Here is a 13,999-nt window from a genome sequence, read left to right as displayed (position 1 = left end):
TTTGTTCAGTTTTGATGGAATTTGAGGGGCTATAGCTCAGCTGGGAGAGCGCCTGCCTTGCACGCAGGAGGTCAGGGGTTCGATCCCCCTTGGCTCCACCAAATCAATTTCATCTATAAGTTAGACAATTGATCCTTGAAAACTAGATAACGAAACGAATTTGCGCAATTAGAAATATCCTTTTAGCTGAACTTGTGTCAACAAGTTTAATAAAAAGTAGCGCGAAGGTTTTGGGATCATCGATCCTTTGGAAGTTTGTTTCTACCTATTGACTCGTTTAATAGATCAGGAAACAAGCGGACAACAGAGCGATGAGCACAATAACCGGAGCAGTTGGTTAAGCTACTAAGAGCACACGGAGGATGCCTAGGCGCTAGGAGCCGAAGAAGGACGTGGCGAACAACGATACTGCCTCGGGGAGCTGTAAGCAAGCTTCGATCCGGGGATGTCCGAATGGGGAAACCCAGCTGATGTAATAGTCAGTTACCCGTATCTGAATACATAGGATGCGAGGAGGCATACCCAGGGAACTGAAACATCTAAGTACCTGGAGGAAGAGAAAACAAGAGTGATTCCGTCAGTAGCGGCGAGCGAACGCGGAACAGCCTAAACCAGAGAGCTTGCTCTCTGGGGTTGTGGGACGTCTCACATGGAGTTACAAAGGAACATATTAGGCGAAGAGGTCTGGAAAGGCCCGCTATAAGAGGTAAAAGCCCTGTAGCCGAAAGTATATTCCCTCCGAGACGGATCCCGAGTAGTGCGGGGCACGTGAAACCCCGTATGAATCCAGCAGGACCATCTGCTAAGGCTAAATACTCCCTAGCGACCGATAGTGAAGCAGTACCGTGAGGGAAAGGTGAAAAGCACCCCGGAAGGGGAGTGAAATAGAACCTGAAACCGTGTGCTTACAAGAAGTCAGAGCCCGATCTATGGGTGATGGCGTGCCTTTTGTAGAATGAACCGGCGAGTTACGTTCCCATGCAAGGTTAAGGCGAGAAGCCGTAGCCGCAGCGAAAGCGAGTCTGAATAGGGCGATATTAGTATGTGGGCGTAGACCCGAAACCGTGTGATCTACCCCTGTCCAGGGTGAAGGTGCGGTAACACGCACTGGAGGCCCGAACCCACGTATGTTGAAAAATGCGGGGATGAGGTGGGGGTAGCGGAGAAATTCCAATCGAACTCGGAGATAGCTGGTTCTCCCCGAAATAGCTTTAGGGCTAGCCTCGGAATGAAGAGTCGTGGAGGTAGAGCACTGATTGGGTGCGGGGCCCGCAAGGGTTACCAAGCTCAGTCAAACTCCGAATGCCATAGACTTATATCCGGGAGTCAGACAGTGAGTGCTAAGATCCATTGTCAAAAGGGAAACAGCCCAGACCATCAGCTAAGGTCCCCAAGTGTGTGTTAAGTGGGAAAGGATGTGGAGTTGCACAGACAACCAGGATGTTGGCTTAGAAGCAGCCACCATTTAAAGAGTGCGTAATAGCTCACTGGTCGAGTGACTCTGCGCCGAAAATGTAACGGGGCTAAACACACCACCGAAGCTATGGCTTGATGCTTTGCATCAGGGGTAGGGGAGCGTTGTATGTAGGTTGAAGGTGTACCGTAAGGAGCGCTGGACAGCATACAAGTGAGAATGCCGGTATGAGTAACGAAAAGATCAGTGAGAATCTGATCCGCCGAAAGCCCAAGGTTTCCTGAGGAAGGCTCGTCCGCTCAGGGTAAGTCGGGACCTAAGGTGAGGCCGAAAGGCGTAATCGAAGGACAACAGGTTGAAATTCCTGTACCACCGTAAACCGTTATGAACGATGGGGTGACGCAGGAGGGTAGTGACGCGGACTGATGGATGTCCGTCCAAGCAGTGAGGCTGATGTGTAGGCAAATCCGCACATCGTAAGGCTGGGCTGTGATGGGGAGTGAAAATTACAGTAGCGAAGGTCATGATCTCACACTGCCAAGAAAAGCCTCTAGTCAGGTGAAGGTGCCCGTACCGCAAACCGACACAGGTAGGCGAGAAGAGAATTCTAAGGCGCGCGGAAGAACTCTCGTTAAGGAACTCGGCAAAATGACCCCGTAACTTCGGGAGAAGGGGTGCCTCGGTAGGGTGAATAGCCCGAGGGGGCCGCAGTGAAAAGGCCCAAGCGACTGTTTAGCAAAAACACAGGTCTGTGCGAAGCCGTAAGGCGAAGTATACGGGCTGACGCCTGCCCGGTGCTGGAAGGTTAAGGGGAGCGGTTAGGGGTTAAACCCGAAGCTGTGAACCGAAGCCCCAGTAAACGGCGGCCGTAACTATAACGGTCCTAAGGTAGCGAAATTCCTTGTCAGGTAAATTCTGACCCGCACGAATGGCGTAACGACTTGGGCGCTGTCTCAACGAGAGATCCGGTGAAATTTTAATACCTGTGAAGATGCAGGTTACCCGCGACAAGACGGAAAGACCCCATGGAGCTTTACTGCAGCTTGATATTGGATTTGGGTACGATCTGTACAGGATAGGTGGGAGCCTAAGAAGCATGAGCGCCAGCTTGTGTGGAGGCGACGTTGGGATACCACCCTGATCGTATCTAGGTTCTAACCTGGTACCGTGATCCGGTACGGGGACAGTGTCAGGCGGGCAGTTTGACTGGGGCGGTCGCCTCCTAAAGAGTAACGGAGGCGCCCCAAGGTTCCCTCAGAATGGTTGGAAATCATTCGAAGAGTGCAAAGGCATAAGGGAGCTTGACTGCGAGACCTACAAGTCGAGCAGGGACGAAAGTCGGGCTTAGTGATCCGGTGGTACCGCATGGAAGGGCCATCGCTCAACGGATAAAAGCTACCCTGGGGATAACAGGCTTATCTCCCCCAAGAGTCCACATCGACGGGGAGGTTTGGCACCTCGATGTCGGCTCATCGCATCCTGGGGCTGAAGTAGGTCCCAAGGGTTGGGCTGTTCGCCCATTAAAGCGGTACGCGAGCTGGGTTCAGAACGTCGTGAGACAGTTCGGTCCCTATCTGTCGTGGGCGTAGGAAATTTGAGAGGAGCTGTCCTTAGTACGAGAGGACCGGGATGGACGTACCGCTGGTGCACCAGTTGTTCCGCCAGGAGCATGGCTGGGTAGCTACGTACGGACGGGATAAGCGCTGAAAGCATCTAAGCGTGAAGCCCCCCTCAAGATGAGATTTCCCAATTAGTAAGACCCCTTGAAGACGACGAGGTAGATAGGTTGGAGGTGGAAGTGCAGCAATGCATGGAGCTGACCAATACTAATCGGTCGAGGGCTTATCCAAAAAACACCCCAAAAAGTGAAGCAAAGCTTTGAAGCGGATGCCGAATACTTTTCGGGGACCCCGATACCACATCGGGTGAATGCTACGGATTCTAATGTGCTGCAAATCGTTTCGTATCTAGTTTTCAGGTGATCAAGCATCTGAACCGTTTGGTGGCGATGGCGGAAGGGTTCCACGCGTTCCCATACCGAACACGACCGTTAAGCCTTCCAGCGCCGATGGTACTTGGACCGAAGGGTCCCGGGAGAGTAGGACGTCGCCAAGCGAACAACCATAAAGACCGTTATCGAGTGATCGATAGCGGTCTTTTCCTATAGGAAACCGTATCGGTGAACTCCGTTTTCTATACTGTCCTAAAAGACGATCCTTCAGGGTCGTCTTTTTTTGTTCGCCAAGATTCATCCTCTCGCATTTTCGCAATTGCCTCATATCACCATAACAGGGTGCAGTTCCCTGATCGCACAAGTTTGTGCTGGAACTTTCTGGATAGAGCTGCTGATCTTTAGTACCACAATACTGTACCTCCTGCCATACCTCACGTATATCTCAAACTGTATGTGAACTCCAAATTTCCACACTGAAAAATTAGGCTTTACAGAACCAAACCACTAGTGTACTATTTTACTATGACACCGATACAAGAAGGAGTGGAACTAATACATGAGCGGAAACGATTCAAATAAAATGACAACGAATATAGAGAACGCCTCAGGGGAATGGGTTGATGGAATCAGTGGATCGGCCTCCACCAATAGGAAAGATGTCAAGAAAGGGCCCGTCGTCCTTACCGTCAATCAGGTCACCAAGACGATTGGAAAGAAGAACATCGTCGACAAGCTATCCTTTGACATCCATCGCGGTGAAATCGTCGGTTTGCTTGGACCGAACGGCGCGGGCAAAACAACAACCATTCGAATGATTGTAGGGTTGATCGATATGAGCCAAGGCGATGTACTGGTAAAGGGGCACAGCATCAAGAAGGACTTCGTTCAAGCCGTTCGTCATATCGGGGGCATCATCGAAAATCCGGAATTTTACCCGTACATGAGCGGTTATGACAACTTGAGACAGTATCAGAGAATGTCCGAGGGAGTGACGATCACAAGAATCATGGAGGTTGTTAAGCTTGTTGGGCTCCAGGATGCCATCCACAAGAAGGTGCGGGCTTACTCCCTGGGAATGCGCCAACGGCTTGGAATAGCGCAGGCCTTGCTGCATAATCCATCCATCCTCATTCTTGACGAGCCAACTAACGGCCTGGATCCTGCCGGTATTCGCGAGATGCGGGATTATTTGAAACAAATCGCCAGAGATGAGGGGATTGCCATTCTCGTATCCAGCCATCTGCTGTCGGAGATGGAGCTGATGTGCAGCCGCGTGGTTGTCATCCAGGAAGGCAAGTTCGTCACTGAGCGCTCAATCGGGGGGACGGTCGTGAATGAAGAGTTAACGACGGTAAGTCTCCGCGTAAATGATACAGCCATGGCGGAACAAACGGTTCAACATCTCAAAGACATCATTCTAATCAACTCCTCAGAGGAGGAGGGGATGATCACCCTTCAACTTCACGAAGAGGATATACCTACGCTGATCCAGTCACTGTGCGATGCACGCGTACGGATTTACCGGGTGGAAGAGATGAAGTCGTCGCTTGAAGAAGAATTCTTGAAATGGACAGGAGGCAACCGCATTGCGTAGCTTTGGAAATCTCGTCTGGAACGAATGGCTCAAAATGTTTAAGAAACGCAGCTTCTTCTTGCCATATGTGCTTTTGGCCGGAATGGTAATCTTCACGGCGTTCTTGCTCTATAAATTTTCCGATGGCGGCAGCACCGGCTATGAATTTGCCCAGATAGCTGTAACCACCAAGGGAATGGGGCAAGTGCTGACCCTGCTTGCCATTGTTGTTACGGCAGGAGCTGTAGCGAAGGAACACAGCATGGGAACCATCAAATTGCTGCTTATACGTGCACAGAGCCGCACCAAAATTTTGGCATCGAAATATGTGGCCGTATTGATCTACATCTTAACACTGGTGGCCTTCATGTTTGCTGTAGCCGTGCTGACAGGTCAAATTACGTTCGGCATGGATGTCGGCTCCGTTACGCTTGGCGATGTGCTCATTGGAGCGGTGAACAACTTGGTGTATACGATCGTTTATGTAACGCTAACCTTTATGGTAGGCATCCTAACGAGATCCACCGGTCCTGCAATCGGTATCGGCATGTTCATGGTCATTATGGAAAGCATGGTGGTCCAACTGCTTGCACGTTATTCCTGGTCCAAGTACCTGCTGTTCCTGAACGTGGATCTTTCCCTGTACAGCGGAGGCGCAAGCTCCCCGGTACCAGGCATGAGCTTAACGTTCTCAATTATTGTGCTCGCTGTATATCTCCTCTTGTTTCTTGCGACAGGCTTTGTTACGTTTAAAAAACGGGATGTCGCATAAGGAGCCTGAGTTCGAGGTAGAGCGGCGGAAAGGAGCAACCCGACAGTGAGTATCGAATTTGACAATAATCTGCCGATCTATTTACAGATCATGACGTATCTGAAGAAAGAAATCATCATCGGCAAACTTCTGCCCGGTGATAAAATCCCATCGGTTCGAGAATTAGCGAGTGAGCTTCAAATAAATCCAAACACGGTGCAGCGAACTTTTCAGGAATTGGAGCGTGAGGGTATTGTGGAGACGCGGCGGGGATTGGGCCGATACGTAACAAGCGAGGAATCGAAAATCATGGAAATCAAAAAAGAAATGGCCGGCGATCTGCTGGAACGGTTTATACGTGGCATGCAGGAGCTCGGCTTTAAAGATCAGGATATCATTACGATCGTGGAAGATGCTGTGAAGCAGCCATGATCCCAAAAACGGAGGTGAGACCATGGTGGAAAATCTGTTAAAGGTACGAAGCGTGACCAAAACGTATGCCGGTAAACGCAGAGCGCTGCATGATGTCAATCTGGATATCAGCGGAGGCAAAATCATCGGCTTGCTGGGTACCAACGGCAGCGGCAAGAGCACGCTCATGAAGATTGCAGCCGGTTTGATCCAGCCCACGGCAGGTGCCGTTTACGTGAACGGCAAACCCGTGGGGCTGGAGACCAAAGCCAGCGTGTCCTTCATGCCGGACCGGCCAATGACGGAATCCTGGATGAAGGTCTCGGATGCGGTGGCGTACTTCAAGGATTTTTATGAGGATTTTAATGTAGAGAAGGCAAACAGAATGCTGGACTTCATGAATTTAAAGACCAATGATCGCATTAGCTCCCTGTCCAAAGGGATGAATGAGCGCCTGCAGTTAACGCTCGCATTGTCCCGCGAAGCGAAGCTGTATATGCTGGATGAACCCATCGGCGGGGTGGATCCCGTAGCCCGAGGAAAAATTCTGGATGCCATCGTTGAATTCTACAACGAGGACAGCAGCATCATGGTTTCGACCCATCTGGTCCGGGACATCGAACGGATATTTGATGAAGTGATCTTCATTCGCAACGGCGAGGTTGCCATGCATGATGAAGTGGAGAATATCCGCCTAAAACACGGAAAAAGCGTGGATGAGATGTTTAAAGAGGTGTATGCGGAATGATGAGACTGCTGAAATACGACTGGAAGAGAAACTCGACCACGCTGCTCGGCGCTTTTGCGATTCTTCTTATCGTGCAGATCGCGATCACGGTGACAGGTTCGATAAGGGATTGGGAGCTAGGATTGAGTTTGGGTTTAAGCATGCTGGCCTATGGCTCGGTGAGCGTCTTGCTGCTGGTTGTTGCCAGCAAGACCTTCGACTATAACATCAAGGCATATCACCGGCGTCTGCTCCCCGTCCGTTCCGTCTGGAGCGTGGTTTCCTCCCTCATTCTGGCGTGCGCGAGTTTACTGGCGCTGTGTCTACTGATGGCGCTGCATTTGTGGTACTATTGGAACGCTGCCGGCATCCCATGGGAGATGATCCGTTTTTCCGATTATCCTGTTATGTATTATGTTGGCCTCGCCCTGCTGACGGCATGGAAATTCATCTTCCTGATGATTACGATATTTTTTGCCATTGCCGTGGCCAACAGTATCACGAAGAAAGGCAGCGTATGGATCGGCATTCTGGTGTTCTTTGTATTGCATAATGTCCTGTCCTGGATCAGCCAGCTGTTCTTCGGAGAAGAAGCAGCATGGGTCGGACCGATGGCGACCATTTCCTTCGAGAATGAGGCGGATTTTACCGTATCTGCCGCACAGTATACGTTAGCTTGGGGGGCATTTGTTTTTGAGGTCATTGTGGCGGCCTTGATCCTCTATGCCACGGTGTATCTCGTTGATCGGAAGGTTGAGGTTTAACATCAAGGAATATGAGGATTTAATACGATAAACGGACCAAAGAAACTGCCTATCCAAGGCAGTTTTTTTTGGTATGAAGCGAGAAGGAACTCCCGCTAGGAACACAGAACTAGAACCTTAGCATTATGGCGCAACCATTCAAGGACTCCGATTTATAGGCAAGAGATAGCGGATAAAATTTGAAATATGATTTAAACATTATAACGTTATATTCACGTTCAGTGCTTTCTGTGCTATGCTATAACCATAGTATTTAGACAAAGCAATGCAAATCTGTGGCACGAAGAAGATATAAGGCTGGTCCGGCAAGGCTGAAGGGGTGAAACGATGAAGATATTGGAACAGCGTTTTGTTTTGCGCAACGTACAGACGGTGCATAATGAGAAGCCTTTTGACATTGTCATGGAGAACGGGTTCATTACCGAAATAACGGATGCGAATACGGCATCGGGTGACAACGGTTTTGACGGTACGGGATTATATGTGTCCAGCGGTTGGATCGATATGCACGTCCATGCGGTCGCCAAGCTGGAGCCCTACGGCGATGCCATCGACGAGATCGGCGTTCAGCAAGGCGTCGCCACGATTATCGATGCAGGAAGCTGCGGCTCGGATACGATTGGAGAATTGGCAGCCGAGGTTGCCAAGGCCAAGACAAACGTGTTTGCTTTTTTGAATATTTCCCATATTGGACTTCAGCGGATCGACGAGCTTTCCAGTTTGGAATGGATCGATCCCGAGAAGGCAGCAAAAGCGGTCTTGACGTATCCTGACCTGATCATCGGGCTCAAGGCAAGAATCAGCAAAAGCGTAGTGAAGGACAATGGCGTAGAGCCGCTTCGACTCGCAAGGAAACTGTCCGGGAAAACGTCCCTGCCGCTGATGGTTCATATCGGATCAGGACCTCCTCCGATTGAGGAAGTGCTGGAGCTGCTTCAGAAGGACGACATAATCACTCATTATTTGAACGGGAAGGCCAACAATTTATTCGATTCGGACGGGAAGCCGATTCCTGCCCTGACCGAAGCGATTGCCCGCGGCGTTCATCTGGATGTCGGCCATGGTACGGCGAGCTTCTCGTTCCTGGTGGCGGAGTATGCAAAAGCACAAGGGATTAAGCCGGATACGATCAGCACCGATATTTATCGCGGCAATCGCATCCATGGTCCGGTGTACAGCCTGGCCAATGTCATGAGTAAGTTTCTGTATCTAGGATACGGCTTGCAGGAAGTGGTCGCTGCGGTAACGGACCATGCAGCCGCATGGCTGGGCCGTCCGGAGCTGGGCCGAATTCAAGTCGGCGACGCTGCCCACCTTACCCTGTTCGCGGTGCGGCAGGGACCGATGAGTTTGACCGATTCCGAAGGGGAGACCCGAATCGCTGACCGATATATCGAAGCCAAAGGAGTGGTAGTCAATGGATCATTCATTACATGCTAAATACGGGTTGAAACGCGTGGTGAACGCCAGCGGGCGCATGAGCATTCTTGGCGTGTCGGCACCGACGGATACCGTCATGGAAGCCATGCGGATCGGTGGGCAGAGTTACGTGGAAATCGCGGATCTGGTAGATAAAGCAGGCGATTACATGGCGCGCATTCTCGGTTCCGAAGCGGCGGTTGTTGTCAACTCCGCTTCCAGCGGCATCGCTCTATCCGTAGCTGGAATCGTCACCGAGGGCAATCGCAGACGCAGTGACCGACTGCATCAGGAGCCGATTGCGAAGAACGAAATCATCATGTTCAAGGGGCATAATGTGCAGTATGGAGCTCCCGTCGAAACGATGGTGTATCTCGGAGGCGGCAAGGTCGTAGAGGTAGGGTACGCCAACGAAGGGCGTAAGGAGCATATCGCAGAGGCGATAAATGAACGGACCGCTGCCATTTTATACGTGAAATCCCATCACTGCGTGCAGAAAAACATGATTTCGGTGGAAGAAGCGGCAGAAGTGGCCCAGGCACATGGAATACCGCTGATCGTGGATGCCGCTGCCGAGGAGGATATCCAGAAGTATGTGAAGTACGGAGATCTGGCTATTTACAGCGGTTCTAAGGCAATCGAGGGTCCGACCTCCGGTATAGTAGGCGGCAAGCGCCAATACGTGGAGTGGGTGAAGGCGCAGCTGCATGGCATTGGGCGGAGCATGAAGGTCGGCAAGGAAACGACGTTTGGATTGCTTCAGGCGCTGGATGAGTATATGGTGAAGGAAGATAAGAGTGAGTTGGAGAAGGCGGCACTCGAGGAAATGAAGTCCTTATCGAAATTGCCGGGCATTGAGGTTACGATCGTGCAGGACGAAGCGGGAAGAGCGATCTTCCGGGGACGCGTGAAGGTCAATGAGGAGGCGGCCGGGGTAAGCGCCAAATCCATGAACGATCAGTTGCGCGAAGGCGACATTGCGGTGTATACCCGGGATTACGGCGTACGCCAGGGGTATTTTGATATCGATCCTCGCTCGCTTTCCGGCGATGATTTGCAAGTCATTATAACGAGAATACAGCAGATTGCAGGGGGAAACTAAGATGGCAAACATGGAGAAACGTCTCTACAGAAACCGCGCGGCATTAAACGTTCTTGCAGGCAGCATTCAGAATGCGAAGGAAATATTCGAAGCTTCGGAAGGGCATGTGCTGGTCGGCGTATTGTCGAAAAATTACCCGAATGCGCTGGAAGCCGTCATTGCGATGAAGGAGTACGGGGCCGTCATCGAGGATGCGGTATCCATCGGCTTGGGCGCCGGCGATAACCGTCAAGCGGCAGTGGTCGCGGAGATCGTGAAGAGCTACCCGGGCACGCACATCAATCAGGTGTTTCCGGCGGTCGGTGCAACCCGTGCCAACCTGGGCGTCGAAGAAAGCTGGATCAACAGCCTCGTGTCCCCTTCGGGACAAGTGGGCTACGTAAACATATCTACGGGACCGGTGAGCGCTGCCGGATCGGACAAAGCCGTCGTCCCCGTAAAATCGGCAATCGCGCTTGTACGCGATATGGGCGGCAACGCACTGAAGTATTTCCCGATGCAGGGCTTGAAGCTGGAAGAGGAGTATCGTGCGGTAGCGAAGGCATGCGCGGAGGAAGGATTCGCGTTAGAGCCGACGGGCGGGATCGATAAAGAGAATTTTGAAGCCATCGTGCGCATTGCGTTCGAGGCAGGAGTACAGCAGGTCATCCCTCACGTATACTCCTCGATCATCGACTCGGCCAGCGGGGATACGATCATTAGCGACGTGCAAGAGCTGCACCTTAAGTTAAAAGCGCTGGTTGATCAATATGCCTAAGACGATCGCTGCATTTGGCGAAGTGATGATGCGTCTTCAAGTACCGGGGTACGCTTCCTTGGCACAAGAGAGCCACCTGAACTATTCCTTTTCCGGGACGGGCGTCAACATCGCGTCGGCCGTGGCAAGGTTCGGACATGCCGGGTACCTCGTCAGCACGCTTCCCGACAACCCGCTTGGCGAAGCGGCGGTCTCATATCTGCGCAAGCTTGGGATCGGCACTTCGCTCATTAGCCGCGGGGGCAAATATGTCGGCATGTACTTCCTGGAGAATGGGTTTGGCGTCAGACCCGGTCGTGTGACCTATACGGATCGCCTGGGCAGCAGCTTTAATACGGCGGAGGATGCCATGTACGATTTCGATGCGATTGCCGAAAAGATCGACATGATCCATTTTTGCGGCATCACCCTTTCCATGAACGACACCGTGCGGGGCCAGATGAAGGTCTTGGCTCGCAAGGTCAAGCAAAGCGGCGGAACGGTTGTGTTCGACTGCAACTACCGTCCTTCCTTATGGGGAGCGGACCGCTACGATTTTGCCAAGCCGCACTACGAGGAAATGCTGTCTTTGGCGGATATCGTCTTCATGAACGAGAAGGATGCCATCCATATCCTTGGCATGGAAACAACCCGGGAGGATCAGCACGAACAGCTGCAGGAGTTGATTCCGAAGGTGGCGGCGAAGTATAATATTACGGTTGCGTCGGGTACCCACCGCAAGATCAACGGGGACAATACCCATTCCCTGCAAGGCTATCTTTACACGGATGGAGCGTTTCATTTTTCCCAAACGTTGACGTTCTCCGTCCATGACCGCATCGGGGCGGGCGATGCCTATGCCAGCGGTGTGATTCATGGGATCTCGGAGGGATATGAGCCGGGCCGGACGGTTGATTTTGCCGCAGCGGCGGCGATGCTTGCCCATACCGTGACGGGAGATACGCCGACGGCAAACGAACGCGAAGTGCTTCAGGCGATGAGTCATCATATGTCTGACGTGGAAAGGTAGGAGGAAGCATGTCGATCACGCGGAAGAACGGTCCATTATACTTGCAAATCAAGAAGATCATTAAAGATCGGATTCTGCATGGGGTATATCCACTTGGTTCCCATATTCCTTCCGAGCCGCAGCTGGAACAGGAATTTAACGTCAGCAAAATGACGGTTCGCAATGCGATCCAGGAATTGTACCAGGAAGGGTATGTTGAGAAGCGGAGCGGTGTGGGGACGATCGTGACCCGGAACACGTCCTTTTCCAAGCTGTCCAAGGGGAAGCTGTTTACCGAGATTTTGGTTGAAGAGGGCCACCAGATCCGGAAGCGCCATCTGAAGACGGAATGGGTGCACAATGAACCGGACAGCGAATTGTTCCTGAAATTCGGTGAGCGGTGCCTGCTGATCGAGCGGCTGTATTTGCTGGACGGGAGCCCGTTTATCTACTACACCCATTACGTATCGTCCCTGGTGGACATGGGGGAGGAGTTCGATTCAAGCGAACTGCCGTCCTTGTATGAACGTATCGAGGAGAGTCAAATCACGCTGGAGAATTTCCGGGACCGTTTCCTGGCGACCGTGGCTAATGAGGAGATTGCCTCACTGCTGGGCGTAAGCGCCGGGACCCCGTTACTGAAGCGGTTGAGATCCTCCTACGACCAGACGGGCAGCATCATTGAATACAGCATCGGGTATTACAATACGGAGTTGCAGCATTATTTGATCAGTTATGATGCTTAAGATACAGAAACAACAGGAAGAAGTGGCCAAGAGAGACTGGTTTTAATCCGGTACGGTGGCTGCTTCTTTTTTTATTCCTTCGGTTGAATTGTTCTTCGGAGAAGGGCTATAAGCGATCGAAGAAGTGGGTACAATAAGAATACATGCATAGCGCGAACATTTGAGAAGTACCCTCTTGGCAAAATGAAAAAATGTGCTATAATGAGATCAAAGTCAAAGAAAGTCAAAGTCAACGAGAGGGTTCGCTGATTTTGATTATGGTTAATCAACGTATAAGCAAGGCTCTGTGCGGACGTGTAAGATCACTATCCGTCTTAACGTTTCAAACAGTGGAGGATGAACAGACCATGCGTAATATCTCTGATATTATCGAACAATACCTGAAGAGCATTTTGCAAGAAAGTCCGGAAGGAACCGTCGAAATTCAACGCAACGATTTGGCGGAGCAATTTTCTTGCGTTCCTTCCCAGATCAATTACGTGATCAGCACTCGGTTCACGCTGGAGAAGGGCTTTCTTGTCGAGAGCAAGCGCGGCGGAGGCGGATACATACGCATCCAGCGTATCGAGCTTCCCCAGCATACTGCACTCCAGCAGCACCTTCATCATACCATCGGCAGCATGATTGACCAGACGGTAGCGGAAGGCTTGATCTACCAGCTGGAGGAATCCCGGTTTTTGACAAAGCGGGAGGCCAGCCTGATGCGGGCCGCCGTTTCAAGGGAATGCCTGAATGTGAAGCTTCCTTATCGGGATGAGCTGCGCGCAAGGATTATGAAGGCGATGCTTATTTCTTTATTAGGTAAGTGAGTCTGTGTAAGGAGGCATCGGAGTATGTTATGCCAAGAATGCGGTAAACGGCCGGCGACACTTCATTTCACCAAAATTGTGAACGGGGAGAAAACGGAGTTTCATTTTTGTGAAACTTGTGCCCGCGAAAAAGGGGAATTGATCCCCGGTACGTCGAATGGTTTTTCTATACACAGTTTGCTGTCAGGCCTGCTGGATCTGGATCCTTCAGGCAAGGGCCAGACCCCCGGTGCGAAAACGGCCCAGACGCTGCAATGCGAGGAATGCGGCATGACGTATTCCCAGTTCAGCAAGCTTGGCCGGTTCGGCTGCAGCTCGTGTTATAAATATTTCTCGGATCGATTGGATCCGTTGTTCAAGCGAGTCCATGGGGGAACTTCCCATGTGGGCAAAGTGCCGAAGCGTACCGGCGGCCGGATTCAGATCAAACGCCGGATCGATGAGCTTAAAAAGGAGCTTCAAATGAGGATCCTGCAGGAGGAATTTGAAGCGGCTGCCGAGATCCGGGACCAAATCCGTGAGCTGGAGCGTAACATTGCTCAGGGATAAGATCGTTACATTTTGCACTTTAGTAGGAGGAATGC

Annotated in this window: 12 protein-coding genes, 1 tRNA gene and 2 rRNA genes; all 15 read left to right on the top strand. The window is 51.5% G+C overall.

All coding sequences use genetic code 11. From position 1 onward, the window contains the following. The first annotated feature begins 25 nt into the window (after positions 1-25). The 15 genes from MHH82_RS29685 to MHH82_RS29615 all read left to right on the top strand — a co-directional run bounded on the left by MHH82_RS29685 (position 26) and on the right by MHH82_RS29615 (position 13,964). Positions 26-101: transfer RNA gene (locus MHH82_RS29685), tRNA-Ala, on the top strand. Positions 102-335: 234 nt separating this feature from the next. Then, positions 336-3,264, top strand: a 23S ribosomal RNA gene (locus tag MHH82_RS29680). A gap of 148 nt (positions 3,265-3,412) precedes the next feature. Further along, positions 3,413-3,529, top strand: a 5S ribosomal RNA gene (gene rrf / locus MHH82_RS29675). A gap of 395 nt (positions 3,530-3,924) precedes the next feature. Next, positions 3,925-4,962, top strand: a complete 1,038-nt coding sequence (locus MHH82_RS29670) for an ATP-binding cassette domain-containing protein (protein WP_340969110.1) — start codon at positions 3,925-3,927, stop codon at positions 4,960-4,962. Beyond that, the gene (locus tag MHH82_RS29665) at positions 4,955-5,713 is read left to right on the top strand and encodes an ABC transporter permease (protein ID WP_036662773.1); all 759 of its coding nucleotides are present in this window, start codon (positions 4,955-4,957) and stop codon (positions 5,711-5,713) included. The genes MHH82_RS29670 and MHH82_RS29665 overlap by 8 nt, the downstream gene beginning before the upstream one ends. 45 nt (positions 5,714-5,758) lie before the next feature. Continuing rightward, the gene (locus MHH82_RS29660; RefSeq protein ID WP_009594678.1) at positions 5,759-6,124 is read left to right on the top strand and encodes a GntR family transcriptional regulator; all 366 of its coding nucleotides are present in this window, start codon (positions 5,759-5,761) and stop codon (positions 6,122-6,124) included. Between the two features lie 22 nt (positions 6,125-6,146). Continuing rightward, complete coding sequence (locus MHH82_RS29655; RefSeq protein ID WP_340969107.1) at positions 6,147-6,851, top strand: ABC transporter ATP-binding protein; 705 nt, start codon at positions 6,147-6,149, stop codon at positions 6,849-6,851. Next, positions 6,848-7,594, top strand: coding sequence for a hypothetical protein (locus tag MHH82_RS29650; protein WP_340969106.1), 747 nt, complete (start codon positions 6,848-6,850; stop codon positions 7,592-7,594). The genes MHH82_RS29655 and MHH82_RS29650 overlap by 4 nt, the downstream gene beginning before the upstream one ends. Before the next feature lie 336 nt (positions 7,595-7,930). Further along, a complete protein-coding gene (locus MHH82_RS29645; protein ID WP_186326561.1) occupies positions 7,931-9,034 on the top strand; it encodes an amidohydrolase/deacetylase family metallohydrolase in 1,104 nt (367 codons plus the stop codon). After that, a complete protein-coding gene (locus tag MHH82_RS29640; protein WP_015737642.1) occupies positions 9,012-10,115 on the top strand; it encodes a DgaE family pyridoxal phosphate-dependent ammonia lyase in 1,104 nt (367 codons plus the stop codon). The genes MHH82_RS29645 and MHH82_RS29640 overlap by 23 nt, the downstream gene beginning before the upstream one ends. A gap of 1 nt (position 10,116) precedes the next feature. Next, positions 10,117-10,872 (top strand): 2-dehydro-3-deoxy-phosphogluconate aldolase, encoded by a 756-nt coding sequence (gene dagF / locus MHH82_RS29635; RefSeq protein ID WP_340969104.1) that lies wholly within the window; start codon positions 10,117-10,119, stop codon positions 10,870-10,872. Beyond that, complete coding sequence (locus MHH82_RS29630; protein ID WP_340969102.1) at positions 10,865-11,881, top strand: sugar kinase; 1,017 nt, start codon at positions 10,865-10,867, stop codon at positions 11,879-11,881. The genes dagF and MHH82_RS29630 overlap by 8 nt, the downstream gene beginning before the upstream one ends. 8 nt (positions 11,882-11,889) lie before the next feature. Beyond that, the gene (locus tag MHH82_RS29625) at positions 11,890-12,606 is read left to right on the top strand and encodes a GntR family transcriptional regulator (RefSeq protein WP_015737639.1); all 717 of its coding nucleotides are present in this window, start codon (positions 11,890-11,892) and stop codon (positions 12,604-12,606) included. 347 nt (positions 12,607-12,953) lie between these two features. After that, positions 12,954-13,415: a CtsR family transcriptional regulator gene (locus MHH82_RS29620; RefSeq protein WP_009594675.1), complete on the top strand. Its 462-nt coding sequence runs from the start codon at positions 12,954-12,956 to the stop codon at positions 13,413-13,415. A 24-nt stretch (positions 13,416-13,439) separates the two neighbouring features. Then, on the top strand, positions 13,440-13,964 hold the full coding sequence (locus MHH82_RS29615; protein WP_009594667.1) for a hypothetical protein: 525 nt from the start codon (positions 13,440-13,442) through the stop codon (positions 13,962-13,964). Positions 13,965-13,999 lie beyond the last annotated feature (35 nt).

The sequence above is a fragment of the Bacillus sp. FSL K6-6540 genome (assembly GCF_038007545.1).
The sequence above is the reverse complement of the archived record's forward strand: the minus strand, read 5'-3'. Positions and strand labels throughout refer to the sequence as shown.

Excerpts from the sequence above, each read along its gene's own strand:
- dagF (WP_340969104.1), top strand. The coding sequence starts at position 10,117 with ATGGCAAACATGGAGAAACGTCTCTACAGAAACCGCGCGGCATTAAAC.
- MHH82_RS29670 (WP_340969110.1), top strand. The coding sequence starts at position 3,925 with ATGAGCGGAAACGATTCAAATAAAATGACAACGAATATAGAGAACGCC.
- MHH82_RS29615 (WP_009594667.1), top strand. The coding sequence starts at position 13,440 with ATGTTATGCCAAGAATGCGGTAAACGGCCGGCGACACTTCATTTCACC.
- MHH82_RS29655 (WP_340969107.1), top strand. The coding sequence starts at position 6,147 with ATGGTGGAAAATCTGTTAAAGGTACGAAGCGTGACCAAAACGTATGCC.
- MHH82_RS29625 (WP_015737639.1), top strand. The coding sequence starts at position 11,890 with ATGTCGATCACGCGGAAGAACGGTCCATTATACTTGCAAATCAAGAAG.
- MHH82_RS29640 (WP_015737642.1), top strand. The coding sequence starts at position 9,012 with ATGGATCATTCATTACATGCTAAATACGGGTTGAAACGCGTGGTGAAC.
- MHH82_RS29620 (WP_009594675.1), top strand. The coding sequence starts at position 12,954 with ATGCGTAATATCTCTGATATTATCGAACAATACCTGAAGAGCATTTTG.
- MHH82_RS29650 (WP_340969106.1), top strand. The coding sequence starts at position 6,848 with ATGATGAGACTGCTGAAATACGACTGGAAGAGAAACTCGACCACGCTG.
- MHH82_RS29630 (WP_340969102.1), top strand. The coding sequence starts at position 10,865 with ATGCCTAAGACGATCGCTGCATTTGGCGAAGTGATGATGCGTCTTCAA.